The organism is Aerococcus suis, from assembly GCF_900176325.1.
GTDB lineage: Bacteria > Bacillota > Bacilli > Lactobacillales > Aerococcaceae > Aerococcus > Aerococcus suis.
The window spans coordinates 61,574-82,265 of record NZ_FWXK01000006.1; the positions used below are offsets into that span (position 1 = coordinate 61,574).

Genomic DNA, 20,692 nt, shown 5'->3' on the forward strand with positions numbered 1-20,692 from the left:
AGCCATCCTATTAAGAGGAAAGAATTTAAAGAAAGTGGGACCTAAACATGCCAAAAAGCGATAATTTAAAATTAGTCGTGATTACTGGGATGAGTGGTGCGGGCAAAACGGTTGCCATGCAAAGTTTTGAAGACATGGGGTACTTCTGTGTTGATAATATGCCACCATCATTATTACCTAAATTTTGGGAACTAATTAAAGATTCAGGAAAAATAACGAAAATTTGTTTAGTGATTGATTTGCGTTCACGGGCATTTTTTACGGAGTTAGTGGATGCGATTGAAGAAATGGACAATACCCAATTCATTTCTTTAAATATTGTCTTTTTAGAAGCTAACGATAGTGAATTAGTTTCTCGTTATAAAGAAACGCGACGTTCTCACCCATTACAAGTCGATGGCGGTTCAGTGCTTAAAGGCATTCAAGCCGAACGCGAACAATTGAAAGCAATCCGTGAACAATCGCATTTAATTATCGATACAACATCCATTACGCCACGTGAATTAAGAGCAGAGTTAACTCGAGAATTCCAAATCTCAGATGATCAAAACTTTTTTGTTGAAGTGTTATCATTTGGATTTAAGTACGGCATTCCAATCGACTGTGATATCGTTATGGATGTGAGATTTTTACCTAATCCTCACTATATTCCAGAATTAAAACCCTTAACAGGATTAGATCAACCAGTCTATGATTATGTGATGGCACAACCCGATACTCAAACCTTCTACAAAAAATTTATTGATTTAATTGATTTTACGTTACCACTCTATAAAAAAGAAGGGAAATCTTCTATGACCATTGGCATTGGATGTACAGGTGGCCAACATCGCTCCATTGCCTTAGCCCAACGGACAGGTGAACATATTCGTGAACTCGGCTATCGTACGAATATTAGTCACCGCGACCGTTCCAAAAGAAAGCCACGGTGATAACTAATGACTCATGAAGCCAAACGGACAACACAAACACATTTTGATACGTTTAATCTGAGTAAACTGACCGATAAGAAGCATCCTAAAGTGACCGTCATTGGAGGCGGAACGGGATTGCCGATTCTATTGTCTGGTCTAAAAGCAGCGAAATGTCGGACCACAGCCGTCGTAACGGTTGCTGATGACGGAGGAAGCTCTGGTTCACTACGGACATCATTAAATACTATCCCTCCTGGAGATATTCGTAATTGTTTAGTTGCTTTATCCGATGCTAAACAAATTTATAAAGATATTTTTCAATATCGGTTTGCACCAGAAGATAATGAATTTTCCGGTCATGCCATCGGAAATTTAATTATTGCGGCGTTAGCGGAAATGCGTGGGGATGTTTATCATGCACTCAAATTATTACAAGTAATGATGGAAATTGATGGGCATGTCTTACCAGCATGTGCATCACCATTAGTGTTACAAGCACATTATGATGATGGCTCAATTGTTGAAGGAGAAACGACCATTGTGAGTCAAAAACGACCAATTGATCATGTGACTGTTCGTCATGTGAATGATGGGCCCTTAGCTGATGAAAAACCAGTAGCTGGACCTCACGTCGTTGAAGCCATTATGTCAGCAGATTTAGTGATTTTAGGGCCAGGATCGTTGTATACATCAATTTTGCCTAATGTGGTTATCGATGATGTTCGGCAAGCTTTGGTTGACACACCCGCAAAAGTTGTCTATATTTGTAATATTATGACGCAACTTGGTGAGACTGAGCATTTTAGTGATGCGGATCATTTAGCGGTTGTGAACAAGCATATCGGACAAAAAGTCATTGACTATGCCTTAATTAATGCGACTACCGTTCCTTTTGAATATATTGAGAGCGAAGAAACGCCAGAATATCTTGTTCAAGTGACCCATGATAGAGATGGATTGCGCCAACAACAGGCAACGATTATCAAATCAGATTTATTGAATTTAAAAAAATCGGGTGTCTATCATGATCAAACCAAGTTGGTTGAAGAGATATTAAAAATTTATCAACAATCAATAGAAAGATAGGAAGTTTTTAAACGTTATGGTGTCATTCGCTGCTGATGTCAAAAAAGAATTGACGCAAATCACAGTTGACTATGAACATGGACGCTCTGAACTCGCTGCAGTTATTCGAATGAATGGGTCTGTTTCTATGGTAAATAAGGAATTACTCCTAAACATTCAAACGGAAAATGCGGCTATCGCGAGACGGATTTACACGCTATTGAAGGAGCATTTCCAGACGATTAGTGAACTTGTCGTGCGTCGAAAAATGAAATTGAAGAAAAATAATGTCTATGTGGTTCGAGTTCATGATAATGTATCAGAAATACTTGAAGCGTTAGGTATTGTGGATATGTTAATGATTAAACCGCATATTTCTGAAGAAATTATGACGAACGATCAACGGAGTCGTTCCTACTTAAGAGGGGCTTTTTTAGCTGGAGGTTCTGTTAATAATCCAGAAAAAAGCAGTTATCATTTAGAAATTTATTCTGTCTATGAAGAACATAACAATGATATTGTGGAAATGATGAATCATTTTAACTTAAATGCTAAAGCCATTGCTCGTCGGAATGGGTACATTGCTTATATTAAAGAGGCAGAAAAAATAGCTGACTTTTTAGCGGTAATTGGTGCTTATAATGCCCGCCTCAAATATGAAGACATTCGCATTGTTCGGGATATGCGAAATTCCGTTAACCGAATTGTTAACTGTGAGAGTGCGAATCTGAATAAAACAGTCAGTGCAGCTGCCAAACAGATTGAAAATATTGAATTTATTCAAAATCAAGTAGGATTAGATAAATTACCAGACAAACTACATGAGGTTGCGCTTCTGCGGCTGGAACACCCTGATGTGTCATTGAAGGAGTTAGGGGAACTCGTGCCATCAGGTGAAGTATCTAAATCAGGTATGAATCATCGATTCCGCAAAATTAAAACATATGCTGAAAAATTAGGGATGTCATCTTAATATCACTGGCAAAGTCGTTGTGATGTGGCATGATAAATGAATAAAAAAGGCTTCGAATTTTTTTCGAAGCCTTTTGCTGTTGATTACTGAGCTATTTTTTCATCGGGATTTCCGACTAAATCATCAAATGTTAAAGATTGATTTTGCTTTTTGCGTAAAAAAGTGAGTTCTGAGATAACCACTTCTAACGCATGGACAGTTTGCCCTTGCTGGTTTTCATAATGATAGGAATGCAAATGACCAACGATGCCGACTTCATCACCTTTTTGTAAGTAATCGGCCATTAATTGAGCACGTTGGTTCCAAGCAATAATAGGAATGAAATTAGCATTTTTATCGTGATGGCGATAATTATTCACAGCAATAGCATTACGGACAATTTTTTTTTGATCTTGTCCGACTGTTTGTAAGGTGACATCTCGGACGATACGACCAATAAGTTGTACTTGATTCATAAGGTCACTCCTTTCGTTCTATTTATAGATACGAGAGATTTTATAAAAATTTACAACGATTATCGGGTAAAGTAAGTTACAATACATATGAAGATAGGGGGATTAGCCCATGAATATTTTAATGATTGAAGACGATGAACATATTTGTGAAATGATGGCCATGTATTTTGAAATGGAAGAAGATTGGCAGACGACGTTCATTTATGATGGTGAGGAAGGCTGGCAATATTACAAAGAACATAAAGATGATCTCGATATGGTTATTTTAGATTTGAATCTCCCTGGTAAAAATGGATTAACAATTTGTCATGATATTCGACAAGAAAATCCTTATATTCCGATTATTATGTTAACGGCCTTAGACAATGAGAGTGACCAAGTGTTTGGATTAGAAACAGGTGCAGATGATTATATTACGAAACCTTTTGATCCGCAGACGGTGATGGCAAGAATGCGAGCTTTAAATCGTCGAGCCCAATTAACGAGTGAACGACTACAACCTTCACAATCTAAAGACAACTCAAATGATTATGATATTGTGACGAATTATTTGCGTATTAATGAACGAACGCGCGAGGCTTATTTCAACGATCAAATGATTGAAGGATTGACGCCTAAAGAATTTGATATTTTAGCGTTACTTGCTAGTTACCCACGTCAAGTTTTCTCTAGGGATCATCTTTTACGCACACTATGGGAAGATCCGTTTTTCGGGGATGAACGAACCGTGGATGCGCATATTAAAAAATTACGCCAAAAAATGGAAAAATATGGTCCTCAACTGATTCAAACGGTATGGGGAGTCGGCTATAAATTAGATGAATCGGATGTGGAGTAGATGCGTTTTTTCTATCAAAAAATGATTGCCTTTATCATCGTGATTTTAGTTATTATTTTAACGATGGGGACAACATTAATCCGGTTTTCTAGAGAGCAAGTATATTTACGCCAACAAGATGAATTGAGTCAGATGGCAGAATACCTCGTTGGTCAAGACATTACCTTTGATTACTTAAAACAAATTCAACCGATTCTGGATTCTGCTAATATGAAAGTTTATTACTATAACGAAGATAATGAAAGACAATATCCTGCCTTTCTGGATGATAAACAACAAGAAATGCCGTTATCATCGAGTGAGAAACAACAATTGAAATCAGGACAACGCCTATCATTACGTCCTTATGATATGGGATTCCAAAAAGACAAACTAGATAGTATGAGTATTTTTATTCCGTTAGAAAGACCGAATAATCAACAATATGCGGGCTACCTTGTATTAGGGGCACCAGCTTATATGACGAATGAGGCGTTGGATGAGCTTAACCGATCTGTCTTTCGCGCTATTCTTATTTCCTTAGCGGTTGCTGGTTTCTTAGCATGGTTACTCGCTTACTATCAAAACCGTAGTATCAAACGGTTAGGAGATGCGACGAAAGAAATTGCGAATGGCAATTATGATGTACAGTTACGCCTCAAAACTGGGGATGAATTTGATGACTTATCGCAAAACTTTAATCAGATGGCCGAAGCATTAAAAGTTTCTCAAAAAGAAATTAATCGTCAAGAAACGTTACGACATCAATTAATGATGGACGTAGCTCATGAGATGCGGACCCCATTAACGACAATGCTTGGAATGTTAAAAGGTATGAAAGATCACGTCTTCCCGCAAGAGAAATGGGACCGATCAATAACACTCGTTTATAAAGAAACGGAGCGTTTAAAACGGTTAGTGAATGAGAGTTTAGATTATGAAAAAATTCGCGCCAATGAAATTAAACTAGCTAAAGCCGTGTTTCCTGTTCAAGACGTGGTGAATGATATTGCGATGCAACTGCAACAAGAAGCTGATAAAAAGCACACGACGATTACGGTTTCCTGTCCTGAACAAGCCACCGTGTATGCGGATCCCGATCGGTTTCGCCAAATTGTGGTCAATATTGTTAAAAATGCGGTGCAATTTACCGATAAGGGTGACATTCAACTGACAGTCGAAGAGACTGCTGATGATACTGCGATTCGCGTAAAAGATACTGGTATGGGAATGACAGCTGAGCAAATTGAAAATATTTGGCAGCGTTTCTATAAAGTTGACACCTCAAGAAAAGCGATGGCTTATGGGGAATCAGGGTTAGGATTATCAATTGTGAAACAAGTCATGAATCGACATCACGGAGAAGTGACTGTCAATAGTGAGTTAGGTGTTGGTTCTGAATTTATTTTGACATTTCCAAAACAAGAAGCTTTAGAGGAGGATAAGGGTGCAAAAACTGAAGATTAGAACGCAAGCACAACAAGCATTTAAAGACGGACTTAAGCTAGTGAAACAGAATGACTTTGTTCATGACCCTCAGTTTGAAGAAGGCGAAATTGTGGAGTTAGTGGATGAACGTGGTCATTTCGTTAAACAAGCTTATTTAGCTAAGCAAAACAAAGGAATTGGCTGGATTGTTGATGAAGCTTTTGCCCATGTTAGCTCAGCATCTTTTTTCACGAAAGTCTTCGCTAAAGCAAAAGAAAAACGCGAAGCCTTGATTAAAGATGAATTAACCACTGCCTACCGTATTTATAATGGCGAAGGGGATGGCGTTGGTGGCTTTAGTATCGATTGGTATGACGGTTATGCTCTTATCCAATGGTATTCATTAGGGATTTATCGTTATCGAGAAGCGATTTTAACCGCAATTCGTACCATTTATCCCGATTGCCAAGGTGTTGTTGGTAAAAATCGTTTTAAAGCAGAAAACTTACCGAAAAGTGAAGTGTTAGCTGGTGATATTCCAGAAACGGTAACCGTGTTAGAGAATGGCCTCTCTTATGTCACTCGTCTTAATGATGGCTGGATGACTGGAATTTTTCTAGACCAACGAGATGTGAGACAGTATATTCAATGGGAATTAGCACCTGGACGGACGTTGCTCAATCTCTTTTGTTACGCAGGAGCTTTTTCTGTTGCGGCTGCAATGGGAGGCTCTTATGCGACAACGAGTGTGGATGTCGCAAAACGAACGACGGATTTAGTTACAGAAGGTTGGGAAATCAATGGATTACCAACTGACGGCCATGATATTTATATTATGGATGTATTCGATTATTATGATTACGCTGCCAAAAAAGGGCAAACATTTGATGTGATTGTGATGGATCCGCCAAGTTTTGCGCGCACGAAAAAACATACTTTTAAAGCCAGCAAAGACTATCATCAATTAGTCACTAAAGCATTGGATTTACTAGCTCCTGATGGTTATCTCGTTTGTTCAACCAATGCGGCTAACGTGTCACGAGATCACTTTATGCAACTTATTCGCAAAGGAAGTAAAAAAGCACAACGGAAGTTAAACAACTTACAATCATTTGGTTTACCGGCAGATTTTCCAGTGCCTGCAGGTAATCCAGAGTCTGATTATTTAAAAGTAGAAGTTTTTCAATTAACTGATGAAGACTAAGTCAAAATGTTGACAATAAAGAAATTATTTTCTACACTATATGCATAATAATTAATCTTTTGGGGTGCCATAGCGCTGAGATCATACCCGTTGAACCTGTTGAGTTAGGACTTGCGCAGGGAGAAGAATCACGACTTATGAGTGATAATAGAGTAATGATATGATGATAAGTGAGAGCGCCCAAGTCGATTTTGGCGCTCTTTTTATTTTGTCAATGAAGGGGTAAGGTATGAAAGTTTCAGATTTACAAACAACGGTAGAAAAAACGTTGGCGAAACAGCCAATGGTACCATCGCTAACTAATATGGTGACGATGACATCAGTAGCTAATATGCAAATTGCTGTTGGTGGGTCTCCAGCGATGTTTTTCCTAGCAGATGAAGGGGAAGATTTAGCGGCAACTTGTGATGCCTTATATATTAATTTGGGTACATTAATGTCAGAATACCAAAATGCGAAAGACTATTTAACCGCTGCGTTATCCACTCAGCTTGATTTAGGAGAAGGCTCTGGTCCACTTGATCATGGGTATCGTTTAAGAGAAGTTAATGATGAAGCTTAGAAAATGGACATTTCTAGGGATGTTTATTGCCCTATCTTTTGTGTTATCGACTGTCATCGTGTTCCCTAATATGGCACCGGCGCAACATATGATGAATGTTATAGGTGCGGTGATGCTAGGGCCTGGTTACAATGCTTTAGCGGCCTTTTTGTCAGGAGGTTTGCGCATGATGTTATCAGGTCGACCATTAGTAGCGACAAGCGGCTGGATAGGGGCATTCTTATCTGGTTTAGTGTATCGGAAAACACATTGCTTATGGTTGACGGTGGCGACTGAAATGATTGGTTCAGGCATGATTGCGGCAGTGTTATATTACTATCCAATGACAGCATTTGTTGGTGCCGACCTACCATCGCCTCTATTCTATATTCCGTTCTTTCTCCCGTCAGCGATAGTCGGTGCTATCATTGGAGGAATCGTTCAACATCTTTTAAGAAAGCATCAAATCATTAATCAAAAAATTACTCATAATTAAAAACGCGCCAAGTGAGGGGGATTACTTGGCGTTTTTAATTAAAGAAAGTATTGAGGTCCAACGACCGTGGTTAAACGTGCTTTATCGCGTCCTGTATAGTCGGGTTTAGAAACGCTGATTCGAAGCCTCTTCAGAAAAATCACCCGTTTCAAAGAGCGAAACTTGGTGTTTTTTCTTCCAGATGTTCGAATCAGAACGCGTTTCTTCACACCCTGTTTTAGTCGGGTTCACATTTGCAGCTCCTCTGGATTTTTCAGAAAATATGGAATTTCCAAGAACGAAATCCACTATTTTCTTCCAAAATCGAGGAGCTAATCGCAAATGTTCACACCCTGTTTACTCCATACTTTTCCATGCGGCGTTTTCTCCGGCTGTGTGTCCGGTGACGAAAGCGGCGGTAATGTTATAGCCACCTGTATAGCCGTTGATATCCAATACTTCACCACAGAAAAAGACATTATCATGGAATTTACTTTGCATAGAGTGTGGCTCAATTTCTTTAAGATGAACGCCACCACCTGTAACAAATCCTTTTTCGATTGGCCATGTTCCCGTTACTTTAAAAGTGAATTTCTTCATTAATTGAACGATTTGGTCAATTTGTTTTGGGGTTAGTTGATTGAACGGTAATTGACTATCGATAGCGGCTTGATCGCATAGGAAAGTCGCATAACGCTCAGGCATCCAAGCTTTTAAGACATTGGCTAATGCTTTTTTATTATCTTTTTGCCGAGCGAGCAAGTCTTGAGTGAGTTCATTGGCTGAACGGTCAGGAACGATGTCTAAACACATGCGAACGTATTTACCACCTTCTTTTTTCAAGGTTGTATTGACGAACATTGAACATCTAAGAACAGCAGGACCGCTGACACCAAAATGCGTAAAAATCATATCCATATCATGACGAATCACGGTTTTACCGTTCTGGTCGATGACGCTTAGCGAAATATCTGGCAACGTAATCCCTTGCAATGTTTTATCCTTAATAAACGGTTCATCTGAAGTAACGGGTGCTTCAGTAGGGAAGAGGTCTGTTATGGTATGACCGAGTTGTTTCGCAAACCGATAACCATCTCCAGTAGTTCCGGTTCGTGGATACGCCTTACCACCAGAAGCAATAATCAACGTTTTACTGGCAATTTTTTCGCCATCTTCCAAGATAACTCCTTGATAATGCCCATCATCTAACCACAGCGATTGGACGGGCGTTTGTTTCCGTACCTCAATATTTAACCGTTGAATTTCACGTAAAAAGACATCTAAAATGGTTTGTGACTTATCTGTAGTAGGGAACATCCGACCGTGGTCCTCTTCCTTCAATTCCACGCCACGTGAGGTGAAAAAGTCGATAATGTCATAATTATCGAAAGCTGAGAAAGCAGAGTAAAGGAATTTTCCATTCCCAGGAATATGTTTAATCACTTCCTTAGCCGGACGATTATTGGTCACATTGCAACGTGTACCGCCTGTTAATTTTAATTTTTTACCGAGTTTACGATTTTTATCCAAAATAAGGACTTGGCTGCCATTTTCTGCAGCAGTGACGGCTGCCATCATACCACTTGTGCCACCGCCAATAACGATTACATCATGCATTTGTTTGACTCCTTTACCTATCTTAGTTTCATTTTAGCAAGAAGGGAGAATCTTGCCAATAGAATTGGAGATTTAGAGATGGGGCTTAAGATGGAATTTAGCAAGAAAGCCGATAATTATTCAATTTATAGACAAAATTTTGGTATACTATTTTCACTTAAACAAGGAGGGGTGTTATGGCAAAATGGAAATGGCGACGTCACGTCAGTCCCATTAAAATCTGGCATCGTTATCAACGAATGAGTCGCAAACGGAAACGATATCTTCAGTTATATTTAGGAGCATTAATTGTCGTATTAGGACTATTAATCGGATTAAAAACAATCGCTACAAATAATCAAGCAGACGCGAATAATGATGAGTCGTTATCTAGTGAGGAACAATTTATTGAAACGATTGGTCAATTTGCTCATGAGAATTATCAGCAATCTCACGTTTTGCCATCGGTGGTGACGGCCCAAGCAATACTTGAGTCTGACTTTGGACGGAGTGAGTTGTCAGCGAATTATCATAATTTATTTGGCCGTAAAGCATATGGGAATGAACCCTCCGTGTCGTTAGCAACGAATGAAGTGGTTAATGGTGAAACCATCACCATTTCTGGTCGCTTCAAAGTGTATGATGATGATCAAGCGGCGATTATCGACCATGGGAAATTAATGACAGAAGGCGTTAACTGGGATCCTCAACTCTATCATGGCGTTGTTGGTGAAAAACGATATAAAAAAGCCACGAAAGCATTGCAACAAGCTGGCTATGCGACAGATCCTAATTACGACGATAAGTTAAATGATCTAATTGAAACCTATGATTTACAACGGTTTGACCCATAATCGTTATTGCATTTTGATTAATTAAAGTGTAAGCTATACAATATTAATAGAGATTGTACTTTTTTAGAAAGGGTGAGTGCATGCCAAAAAATAAAAGCTACGCAACCATTGCTTATGAGTATTTGAAGGATCAAATTGATAGCAACTTATTGTTGTCAGATACTCATCTAAAAGAAGTGGAAATTGCTGATTTTTTAGGTATGAGTCGGACGCCCGTTCGTAAAGCCATGTTACAGCTTGAGCGTGAAGGCTATATTCAAATGGAACCCTATAAAGGGGCTGTGGTGGCTAAAAGTTCTCTAAACTCCCGTGCTATCGTTGAACGGTTACAGTTTATCGAATTGTTAGTGATGAATCTGTTACAACAAATGGAAAATAAGGCGATTACGCTAGATAAAGAACGGCTAAAACATTTAGAACAAGATATTCTTCATCATTTAGTGAATGAAGATTTAAAAGGGTATTTCAATGCGGAATATGCGTTTTTCAGTCATTTAGCTTCTTATTATTCTAATAATTACTTCCGCCAAGTGACACTTAATACGATTCGCCCATTACATGAAATCTATTACAATGAAATTACGCATAATCATATGTCATTTGAACGTGAATTAAGGGATATGCGAACGATTTATCCTAATTTATTTGAAGCATTGATGGCACATGACTTTGCGAGTGCTAGAAAACAAGTGCGGATTTGGGTCAATCAATTAATCTTATATCAAATTAATAAATAATCGATTAGAAACTAGGGCATCATTTAGGTGGTGCGCTAGTTTTTTAACCGTTTAATGGGGATTACCACGGCTTTTATTTGTCAGAAAATAACGATAATTTCCCATAACGAAACCATTTGAAGGGGTATTCGAGTCGTGATAGACTAATGTAGAGAGAATGGAGGAATAGCGCCTTATGACGGCAGAACAGTTAACGAGTGGCTTAAATGATAAGCAACAAGCAGCAGTACGACATACCGAGGGACCGTTACTCATTATGGCAGGTGCCGGAAGTGGGAAAACTCGGGTATTAACCCATCGCATGGCGTATATTTTAGCAGAAAAAGAAGTGAATCCGTGGAATATTCTAGCGATAACCTTCACAAATAAAGCTGCTCGGGAAATGAAAGAACGGGTACGACAAATTGTTGGACCACAAGCAGATAATATGTGGGTATCAACGTTTCACTCAATGTGTGTCCGCATTTTACGTCGAGAAGCGGAAGCTATTGGCTATTCGCGTTCTTTCACGATTGCCGATCCAGCAGAACAACAAACGTTGATGAAACGGATTATGAAGGAATTGAATTTAGATTCTCAAAAATTTAAATATAAAATGTTATTAGGCAAAATTAGCGAAGCCAAAAATAACTTACAAACACCTGTTGAATATCGCCAATCACATTCTGGTTACATTGAAGATATTGTAGCGGATTGTTACGAACGGTACCAACAAGCATTGACTGAAGCTCAATCCTTTGATTTTGATGATTTAATTATGCAGACGGTACGGCTTTTTCAACAACAACCCGATATTTTAAAATATTACCAACAAAAATTTCATTATATTCATGTGGATGAGTACCAAGATACTAATGAAGCACAGTATAAATTAGTTCTCTTGTTAGGAGATTTATTCCGCAATGTCTGTGTGGTTGGGGATGCTGACCAAAGTATTTACGGTTGGCGTGGTGCCAATATGGAAAATATTTTGAATTTTGAAACAGACTATCCGGATGCGACAACCATTTTATTGGAACAAAATTATCGTTCGACTAAAAATATTTTACATGCTGCCAATAATGTCATTGAAAATAATGATCAACGGAAAGATAAAGAATTGTGGACAGCGAATCAAGCTGGAGATAAGATCACTTATTATACCGGCCAGAGTGAGCAAGATGAGAGTCGTTATGTGATTCAACAAATTCAAGAATTGGTGCAAAAGAATGACTATCAATATGGTGATTTTGCGATTCTGTATCGTACCAATGCCCAGTCACGGGTAATTGAAGAAAACTTAGTGAAAGCCAATTTACCTTATCGAATGGTCGGGGGACATAAATTCTACGACCGTAAGGAAATCAAGGATATCTTAGCTTATTTACGGTTGTTAGCGAATCCAGATGATAATTTAAGCTTTACCCGAGTTATTAATGTGCCTAAACGCGGTGCGGGTCCAGGAACCTTAGATAAATTACGTCAATTTGCGGACTCACAAGGTCTCAGTTTATTAGCGGCGGCGTCAGTAGTCGATTATGCGCCTATAACAGGTAAAGGGGCTAAAGGCATCAAAGACTTTGCCCAAATGTTTATCAACTTACAAAAACAACGAGAATATCTATCAATTTCAGAAATTACGGAAGCTATCTTGGAACAAAGTGGTTACTTAAATAGTTTAAAAGCTGAAAAATCACTAGAAGCTGATGCACGTATTGAAAATATTGAAGAATTCCTTTCAGTAACGGCAGAATTTGATAAACGGTGGGAAGACAATCGTGAAGCTCGTGAACAAGAAGCAGAAGAATTAGCTTCTGACGAAGCATCACGGGATGTCCAAGTGATGCCTCCTGAATCCACACAATCAACGACTGAACAGCCAGGAGAAAACATTGAATTGTTTGATGAGCAAACGTTAAATGCGCAAATTCCTGCGACTATTCAAGCCGCAACCGTTGATGATGCCGTCATGGAATTTATTACCGACTTATCATTGGTACAAGACCGAGATGATGAAGAAGTGGTTCAAGAGTTAACATTAATGACGTTACACGCTGCTAAAGGATTAGAATTTCCAGTGGTCTTCTTAATTGGTATGGAAGAAGGCATCTTCCCATTGAAACGGGCAGCGGAAGATGAGGATGAGTTAGAAGAAGAGCGTCGCTTAGCTTATGTAGGTATTACGCGGGCTGAGAAAAAACTCTATCTAACCAATGCTTATTCACGATTATTATATGGTCGCCAACAATCAAATTCTGCGTCTCGCTTTATTGGTGAGATTGATGACGAGGTATTAGAAGAGACAGGATACCAACAAACCTATAACCAACCGTTTGGTCAACGAACTGGCAGAGGTACTTCATTAAATGATTACTTCAGTCGTCGTCAAAATCGTGCTCAAAGTCGTCCAGTCCGTCGTAAACCAGATCCGAAACGGTCGATTTTTACAGCAGAACGAGGCAGTAAGATTGATCCTGATATTGATAATTCTGCAACGACTTGGGCAGTAGGCGACAAAGCGCAACATAAAAAATGGGGAGTCGGAACCGTCGTTAAAGTTAATGGAGAAGCAAATGATCAAGAATTAGATATTGCTTTCAAAGAACAAGGCATTAAACGATTATTAGCCGCTTTCGCCCCAATTACTAAGGTGAATGAATAAGAATTAAGCGAAAAAGGAGCCATTCATATGTCGGAACAACACGATTTAGACCGTCTGAATGAATTAGTCGCATTATTAAATCAATATGCACACGAATATTACACTCTCGACCAACCGTCAGTCACAGATAGTGAATACGATGCCTTATATCAAGAACTCGTTCATTTAGAAGCCACTTATCCAGAAGCGATTTCACCTGAATCACCGACACAACGGGTGGGTGATACGACAGATAGTGCCTTTGAAAAAGTGACCCATACGACTCCGATGCTGTCATTGAGTAATGGATTCAATAAGGAAGACATTGAACGTTTTACCCAAAATGTTGAAAAAGAATTAGGGCACGATGTTGATTACGTTTGTGAACTTAAAATTGATGGGTTATCTGTCTCTATCACTTATGAAGACGGGAAGTATGTTCGAGCAGCGACACGAGGAACCGGTGAAATTGGAGAAAACATTACCAAAAATGTTAAAACCATTGACTCTGTACCTAAGCAATTGGATGAGCCATTAGATATTGAAGTTCGTGGCGAAATTTTTATGCCGAAAGCATCTTTTGCTCGTTTAAATGCGGTGCGTGAAGAAGCAGGGCAACCGCCATTTGCGAATCCGCGAAATGCAGCGGCTGGGTCAATTCGTCAACTCAATCCCAAAGTCACCGCTCAACGTCAATTAGATGTGTTCTTGTATTCAGGGGTGTTTGGTGATGATATTCCAATTCATTCGCAAGCTGATTTATTCCGCAAGTTTCCTGAGTATCACTTCAAAGTCAATCCATTGTTTGAAGTGTGCCATAACAGTGATGAGATTTGGAACTACATTGAACGGATGAGTGAACAACGCCACGATTTAGACTATGAGATCGATGGCATTGTCATCAAAGTGAGTGACTTCACCAATCAACAGGCTTTAGGACGGACAGTTAAAGCACCTAAGTGGGCCATTGCTTATAAATTTCCAGCTGAAGAAGTCGAAACCACCATTCATGATATCGAGTGGACAGTTGGGCGTACCGGAGTAGTCACGCCGACTGCAGTTATGGATCCGGTATTATTAGCTGGGTCAACCGTGCAACGTGCAAGCTTGCATAATATGGATTTAATTGCGGATAAAGATATTCGTGTGGGAGACACGGTAGTCATTCACAAAGCTGGAGATATTATTCCTGAAGTGGTGCGAGTGGTTTTAGATGAGCGCCCTAACGAGAGCGAAAGTTATCCAGCGCCAACAACTTGTCCTGTCTGTGATAGTGAGTTAGTGCATTTAGAGGATGAAGTTGCCTTACGTTGTGTAAACCTTGCCTGCCCAGCTCAAGCTAAAGAACGATTGAATCATTTCGTGTCACGAGATGCGATGAATATTGATGGCGTCGGTCCTCGTGTCTTAGAACAATTGTATCAACGAGAACTCGTTCATGACCCGAGTGACTTATACCAATTGACGGCTGATCAATTAATAACGTTGGATAAATTTGGTGAAAAAGCCACTCAAAATACGCTAGATGCGATTAATAATAGTAAGGAAAATTCGCTAGAACGCATCTTATTTGGGTTAGGTATTCGTCACGTTGGTGCCAAAGCCGCTAAACAAATTGCCGCTCATTTTGGTACAATGGCAGCAATCATGTCAGCATCAACCGACGATTTTGTCGCTATTGATGGTATTGGAGAAATTATTGCGGACTCAATCGTAGAATTTTTCCAAACGGAGGCGACCCAAGACTTGATTCAACGGTTAGTTGACCAAGGCATTAATATGACCTACTTAGGTCAGTCACCCGAGCAAGTGGCTAACCAAGAGACTTTCTGGCAAGGAAAAACCGTCGTCTTAACAGGTAAACTAGAGCATTATACGCGACCTGAAGCAAAAAAACAGATTGAAGCCTTAGGTGGTAAAGTGACGGGCTCAGTTTCCAAAAATACAGATATTTTGGTGGCTGGTGCGGATGCTGGAAGTAAATTAACGAAGGCGCAAACCCTAGATGTGACCATTTTCTCTGAAGAGGATATGGTGGCGCATTTTGACTAATAATGAGGGATAAAAGGGAAAGGAACGTAACAATGGTAAAAAAAACGTGGCAAATGTTGACAATCACGGCGTTAACGTTAAGTTTAGCAGCATGTCAACAGTTTAAAGAATTACCAGATCCTAATGAATCATCTGATAAAGTTTCTAACGAATCAACTCAACAATTATCTGATGACTATTATCAAGCCGTTGTTGAAGATAATAATTATGAAGTGAACCAAACAAGTGGATTAACTGTGGGGCCAACTTCACAAGCGAATACGGAAAACTTAGAAGAAGGCTTGTATCAATTAGCTCAAGGGGCTTTTCCAACTGACGAGTACTTACTAAAAGAAGGAACGGCGATATCAGAGGAAACGGCTAATAATTGGTTAGGAACTAAAAATGATGATAATCCAGAAGGGTTAAATCCTGATGGGTATAATGCTTCATCACGCGATAAGTTTGAACCGCGTTACCTAAATAGCATCATTGAATATGACTTAATGCAAGAGCAAGATGACGGCTCAATGAAATTAGGCGGCATTAGTATTGCTTTAGCAATGAATGAAAGTGATACCTTTACGTCTGATGACGATAGCGAAGAATCCGTTGAGATTAAACGGGACACGCAAAAAGCAAAAGGCCAAGAAATGGCGAAAGAAATTGTGTCACGCTTGCGTAAACAAGATAAGTATAAAGACGTTCCTATCCAAGTGGGTATTTTTGCGAATGCTCCAAGTGATGATGTCGGTGGCGGTACCTTCATTAGTGAAGCAATGGCTTCTGAAGGGAAAAATTTGGATGATTGGACCGAGTATAAAACGGATTATATCGTGTTTGGAGTGGATGATGCGCCAAATGAAGAAGATTCAGAGGCATTCCAAACATTCCAATCAGATGTTGAAGATTTATTCCCACAACTTAGTGGAATCACTGGCGTTGGTCGCTATGAAGATGGCGATTTGGAACATATTGATGTGACGATTAATAGTCAGTTTGATGGCTATACCGAAACCGTCGCCTTAACGCAACGGACAATGGATTCAGCCGAAAACTTATTTAATAAAAATATTGCGGTTGATATTGAAATCATTTCTCCAGAAGGTACACGTGCGGTTTTAAGTCGTCCAGCTGGAGCTGATACTTTTACATCAACAATTTCTTAATAGTAGTGAGAATTGTTGCCTGGTAACCAGTATGCTAAAATAATGAAGAATGAGAAAAATTAGGAGGATATTTGCATGGCTATTTCTAAAGACGAAGTACAACGTATTGCCAAGCTAGCAAAATTTGAATTTACTGATGATGAAATTGATCAATTTACGGATCAATTTGGTCATATTTTAGGAATGTTTGAAGAATTACAAACAGTCGACACGACGGATGTCCCAGTCATGTCATGGGCAATTGACAAATCAGATGTGATGCGTGCTGATGAAGCACAACAAGGAACTGACCGGGATGTCTTATTCCGTAATGTAAAATCATCTGAAAATGGCTTTATCAAAGTGCCCGCAATTATTGATACTGAAGGAGGTAACGCGTAATGACAACGGATATGATGACAATTCGCGAATTAAACCGCCAATTAGTGGCTGGAGAAACGACTTCAGTTGAATTAGTCCAAGCAGCATTAGATCGAATCAACGCAACAGATGAAACGATTCATGCGTTTATTACGTTGAGCGAAACAGCGCTTGAAGAAGCAAAAGCGAGTGATGAAAAAGGGTATAGCACCGATCGTCCATTACAAGGAATTCCATTAGGGATTAAAGATAATATTTTAACAGATGGTATCCGGACAACAGCAGCTTCTCGAATGTTAGAAGATTTCGTTCCATTCTTTGATGCGACAATTATTGAAAAATTAAAAGCTGCCGGAGCGATTATCATCGGAAAAACGAACATGGATGAATTCGCTATGGGAGCCTCTTCTGAAACATCATACTTTGGTCCAACGAAAAACCCTTGGAATACTGACTATGTTCCTGGTGGATCAAGTGGGGGTTCAGCAGCAACCGTTTCTGCTGGACAAGTTCTTGGTGCGCTAGGTTCTGATACGGGTGGTTCCATTCGTCAACCGGCGTCATTCACTGGTATTGTTGGGATGAAACCAACTTACGGTCGTGTATCACGTTGGGGTGTGATTGCTTTCGCCTCATCATTAGACCAAGTCGGACCGATGACACATAATGTTGAAGATAACGCCTTAATGTTAGAAACTATTGCAGGTCATGATGACAAAGATTCAACCTCAGCAGAATTAGATGTTCCTGCGTTTGCTGCAAACTTAGATAAAGGCGTTAAAGGCATGAAAATTGCTGTTCCTGAAGAATACTTCGGTGCTGGTGTGGACGAAGAAACACAAGCCACTGTTAAAGCAGCGATTAAACAATTAGAAGATTTAGGAGCAACAGTGGATACCGTTCATCTTCCACATATGAAATATGGGGTACCGGTTTACTATATCATTGCCTCAGCTGAAGCTTCTTCTAACTTACAACGTTATGATGGTATCCGTTACGGTTACCGTGCTGAAGATGCTGAATCATTAGAAGACTTATACATTAAATCTCGTTCTGAAGGATTTGGTATGGAAGTTAAACGTCGCTTGATGACCGGAACATTCTCAATTGCTTCTGAAAACATCGATGATTACTTCATGCAAGCCGGACGTGTACGTTCACTAATCAAAGAAGACTTCAAAAAACTCTTCAATGATTATGACTTAGTCGTTGGACCAGTAGCACCATCACCAGCATATAAATTTGGTGAAAATGCGGATGATCCAGTCGCTGCTTACCAAGCTGACTTATTAACAGTTCCAGTTAACTTAGCAGGATTACCAGGTTTATCATTACCTGTTGGCTTTAGTGAAGCGGGACTACCAATCGGATTACAAATCATCGGTAACTACTTTGACGAAGAACGTATTTACCAAGCAGCTTATGCACTTGAACAAGTAAATGACGCGAGTCAACAACGACCAGAGTAAGAAAGGGGTACTTCATGAATTACGAAACAGTCATTGGACTTGAAGTCCATGTGGAATTAAAAACGGATTCAAAAATGTTCTCACCATCACCAGCTCACTTTGGTGCAGAACCAAATGCGAATACAAATATGATTGACTGGGGATACCCTGGTGTCTTACCATCAATCAACCGTGGTGGGGTAGAATATGCGATTAAAGCAGCCTTAGCATTAAACTGTGATATCAATCCAGTGCAACACTTTGACCGTAAAAACTACTTCTACCCAGATAATCCAAAAGCTTACCAAACAACACAATTGTGGGAACCAATTGGTGAACATGGTTGGGTAGAAATCGAAGTCAATGGTGAAACGAAACGTATCGGTATCGAACGTTTACACTTAGAAGAAGATGCTGGTAAAAACATGCACGGTGAAGGTGGCTACTCTCACGTTGACTTAAACCGTCAAGGAACACCATTAGTCGAAATCGTTTCTGAAGCAGATATGCGTTCACCAGAAGAAGCATATGCTTACTTAGAAAAAATTAAAGAAATCATCCAATTTACAGGCGTTTCTGACGTGAAAATGGAAGAAGGATCTATGCGTTGCGACGCCAATATTTCCATTCGTCCATTTGGTCAAGAAGAATTCGGAACCAAAGCCGAAATTAAAAACTTGAACTCATTTAACTTTGTTCGTCGTGGATTAGCGTACGAAGAAAAACGCCAAGCACAAATTTTAAATAGTGGTGGTGTGATTGAGCAAGCAACATTACGTTATGACGAAGCGAGTGGTAAAACACAAGTTATGCGGGTGAAAGAGGGAGCAGCTGACTATCGTTACTTCCCAGAACCTGACCTACCACCATTTCACGTGAGCGATGACTGGCTAAATGATATTAAAGACTCACTACCAGAAATGCCAGCTGATCGTCGAGCACGTTACATTGAAAACTATGAATTACCAGAATATGACGCGCAAATTTTAACGCAATCCGTTGAAATGTCTGATTTCTTTGACGAAACCGTCGCAAACGATGCTGATCCTAAACAAGCATCTAACTGGTTAATGGGTGAAGTCTCTGCTTACCTAAACGATAAAGATTTAGAATTAGCAGATATTGAATTAACACCTGAAAACTTAGCTGGTATGATTAACCTTATCCAAGACGGTACGATTTCAAGCAAACAAGCGAAAAAAGTCTTCCGTCTATTAGCGGAAAAAGGTGGTAATGCCAAAGAAGTTGTTGAAAAAGAAGGTTTAGTTCAAATCTCTGACCCAGAACAACTCTTACCATTGATTACAGATGTTCTAGATAATAACCAACAATCAATCGACGACTACAAAGCTGGTAAGAAAAAAGCGACTGGATTCTTAGTGGGTCAAATTATGAAAGCCACTCGTGGCCAAGCCAACCCACAAGTTGTTAACCAATTATTGACACAAGAATTGGATAAACGCTAAGAAGACAAAGGAGTAGTGAGGAGAGGTTAAGTGCCTTTTCTCACACCCTAGTTGGGTTCAGAAACGCTGATTCGAAGCCTCTTCAGAAAAATCACTGGTTTCAAAAAGCGAAACTTCGTACTTTTTCTTTCAGATGTTCGAATCAGAGCGCGTTTCTTCACACCCTTTAGTTGGGTTCGTATCGCTAGACTTGACGTTCTTTCGCATTTCCCCTTTGTTTGTTTCACAAACTCCGGTTAAATGTCTCCAAGAAGTCAAGTCTAAACGGCGCTACCCACACCCTGTTTTAGTCGGGTTCAGAAACGCTGATTCGAAGCCTCTTCAGAAAAATCACTGGTTTCAAAAAGCGAAACTTCGTACTTTTTCTTCCAGATGTTCGAATCAGAGCGCGTTTCTTCACACCCTGATAGTCGAGCTCTAAAGCACAACCACGGCTGCGTTTCCCTAAAGAGCTCCTTCTCTCTTTCAGAGAGGCGTCGCTTTTAGGTCCAACGACCGTGGTTAAACGTGCTTTATCGTATCCTATATTTCATGGAGGG

The 20,692-nt window shown here is 39.6% G+C and carries 19 protein-coding genes and 1 riboswitch; of the genes, 16 read left to right on the forward strand and 3 right to left on the reverse strand.

The features are described from left to right. The first annotated feature begins 47 nt into the window (after window positions 1-47). From rapZ to whiA, 3 genes are read left to right on the forward strand one after another with little or no spacing between them, the layout of a single operon-like run. On the forward strand, window positions 48-932 hold the full coding sequence (rapZ, locus tag B8955_RS05855; RefSeq protein ID WP_084099305.1) for an RNase adapter RapZ: 885 nt from the start codon (window positions 48-50) through the stop codon (window positions 930-932). A 6-nt stretch (window positions 933-938) separates the two neighbouring features. Further along, entirely contained in the window at window positions 939-2,000 is a 1,062-nt protein-coding gene (locus B8955_RS05860) for a gluconeogenesis factor YvcK family protein (protein WP_084099306.1), read from the forward strand. A 19-nt stretch (window positions 2,001-2,019) separates the two neighbouring features. Then, on the forward strand, window positions 2,020-2,952 hold the full coding sequence (gene whiA, locus B8955_RS05865; RefSeq protein ID WP_084099336.1) for a DNA-binding protein WhiA: 933 nt from the start codon (window positions 2,020-2,022) through the stop codon (window positions 2,950-2,952). Window positions 2,953-3,035: 83 nt separating this feature from the next. Here whiA and B8955_RS05870 read toward each other — a convergent pair whose 3' ends face one another. Continuing rightward, a complete protein-coding gene (locus B8955_RS05870) occupies window positions 3,036-3,407 on the reverse strand; it encodes a single-stranded DNA-binding protein (protein ID WP_084099307.1) in 372 nt (123 codons plus the stop codon). Between the two features lie 109 nt (window positions 3,408-3,516). Here B8955_RS05870 and B8955_RS05875 point away from each other — a divergent pair, with 109 nt between their 5' ends. The 5 genes from B8955_RS05875 (at window position 3,517) to thiW (ending at window position 7,893) form a co-directional block, all read left to right on the forward strand. Further along, window positions 3,517-4,245 carry a response regulator transcription factor gene (locus B8955_RS05875; RefSeq protein ID WP_084099308.1) on the forward strand — a complete coding sequence of 243 codons (729 nt, stop codon included), beginning with the start codon at window positions 3,517-3,519 and terminating at the stop codon, window positions 4,243-4,245. Continuing rightward, window positions 4,246-5,691, forward strand: a complete 1,446-nt coding sequence (locus tag B8955_RS05880) for a sensor histidine kinase (RefSeq protein WP_084099309.1) — start codon at window positions 4,246-4,248, stop codon at window positions 5,689-5,691. Beyond that, window positions 5,672-6,856: a class I SAM-dependent rRNA methyltransferase gene (locus B8955_RS05885; protein WP_084099310.1), complete on the forward strand. Its 1,185-nt coding sequence runs from the start codon at window positions 5,672-5,674 to the stop codon at window positions 6,854-6,856. Before B8955_RS05880 ends, B8955_RS05885 begins: the two co-directional genes overlap by 20 nt. Before the next feature lie 50 nt (window positions 6,857-6,906). Then, a riboswitch (TPP riboswitch) is annotated at window positions 6,907-6,995 on the forward strand. Between the two features lie 90 nt (window positions 6,996-7,085). Further along, window positions 7,086-7,418, forward strand: coding sequence for a hydroxyethylthiazole kinase (locus tag B8955_RS05890; protein ID WP_084099311.1), 333 nt, complete (start codon window positions 7,086-7,088; stop codon window positions 7,416-7,418). Then, a complete protein-coding gene (thiW, locus tag B8955_RS05895) occupies window positions 7,405-7,893 on the forward strand; it encodes an energy coupling factor transporter S component ThiW (protein WP_084099312.1) in 489 nt (162 codons plus the stop codon). Before B8955_RS05890 ends, thiW begins: the two co-directional genes overlap by 14 nt. A gap of 105 nt (window positions 7,894-7,998) precedes the next feature. On the opposite strand, the gene B8955_RS05900 is transcribed toward thiW, so the two are convergent. Next, complete coding sequence (locus B8955_RS05900) at window positions 7,999-8,214, reverse strand: hypothetical protein (protein ID WP_159444442.1); 216 nt, start codon at window positions 8,212-8,214, stop codon at window positions 7,999-8,001. 15 nt (window positions 8,215-8,229) lie between these two features. Next, on the reverse strand, window positions 8,230-9,489 hold the full coding sequence (locus tag B8955_RS05905) for a BaiN/RdsA family NAD(P)/FAD-dependent oxidoreductase (RefSeq protein WP_084099314.1): 1,260 nt from the start codon (window positions 9,487-9,489) through the stop codon (window positions 8,230-8,232). Between the two features lie 176 nt (window positions 9,490-9,665). On the opposite strand from B8955_RS05905, the gene B8955_RS05910 reads away from it, so the two are divergent. From B8955_RS05910 to gatB, 8 genes are all read left to right on the forward strand, one after another. Continuing rightward, complete coding sequence (locus B8955_RS05910) at window positions 9,666-10,322, forward strand: glycoside hydrolase family 73 protein (RefSeq protein ID WP_084099315.1); 657 nt, start codon at window positions 9,666-9,668, stop codon at window positions 10,320-10,322. Between the two features lie 80 nt (window positions 10,323-10,402). Next, on the forward strand, window positions 10,403-11,059 hold the full coding sequence (locus tag B8955_RS05915) for a GntR family transcriptional regulator (RefSeq protein WP_084099316.1): 657 nt from the start codon (window positions 10,403-10,405) through the stop codon (window positions 11,057-11,059). 175 nt (window positions 11,060-11,234) lie between these two features. Next, window positions 11,235-13,700 carry a UvrD-helicase domain-containing protein gene (locus tag B8955_RS05920; RefSeq protein WP_084099317.1) on the forward strand — a complete coding sequence of 822 codons (2,466 nt, stop codon included), beginning with the start codon at window positions 11,235-11,237 and terminating at the stop codon, window positions 13,698-13,700. Between the two features lie 27 nt (window positions 13,701-13,727). After that, on the forward strand, window positions 13,728-15,731 hold the full coding sequence (ligA, locus tag B8955_RS05925) for an NAD-dependent DNA ligase LigA (protein WP_084099318.1): 2,004 nt from the start codon (window positions 13,728-13,730) through the stop codon (window positions 15,729-15,731). A gap of 32 nt (window positions 15,732-15,763) precedes the next feature. Further along, window positions 15,764-16,879 (forward strand): CamS family sex pheromone protein, encoded by a 1,116-nt coding sequence (locus tag B8955_RS05930; RefSeq protein ID WP_159444443.1) that lies wholly within the window; start codon window positions 15,764-15,766, stop codon window positions 16,877-16,879. A gap of 75 nt (window positions 16,880-16,954) precedes the next feature. Further along, the gene (gene gatC, locus B8955_RS05935) at window positions 16,955-17,260 is read left to right on the forward strand and encodes an Asp-tRNA(Asn)/Glu-tRNA(Gln) amidotransferase subunit GatC (protein WP_084099320.1); all 306 of its coding nucleotides are present in this window, start codon (window positions 16,955-16,957) and stop codon (window positions 17,258-17,260) included. Then, window positions 17,260-18,708 (forward strand): Asp-tRNA(Asn)/Glu-tRNA(Gln) amidotransferase subunit GatA, encoded by a 1,449-nt coding sequence (gene gatA, locus B8955_RS05940; RefSeq protein ID WP_084099321.1) that lies wholly within the window; start codon window positions 17,260-17,262, stop codon window positions 18,706-18,708. Before gatC ends, gatA begins: the two co-directional genes overlap by 1 nt. Before the next feature lie 14 nt (window positions 18,709-18,722). Further along, window positions 18,723-20,153, forward strand: a complete 1,431-nt coding sequence (gene gatB / locus B8955_RS05945) for an Asp-tRNA(Asn)/Glu-tRNA(Gln) amidotransferase subunit GatB (protein WP_084099322.1) — start codon at window positions 18,723-18,725, stop codon at window positions 20,151-20,153. Window positions 20,154-20,692 lie beyond the last annotated feature (539 nt).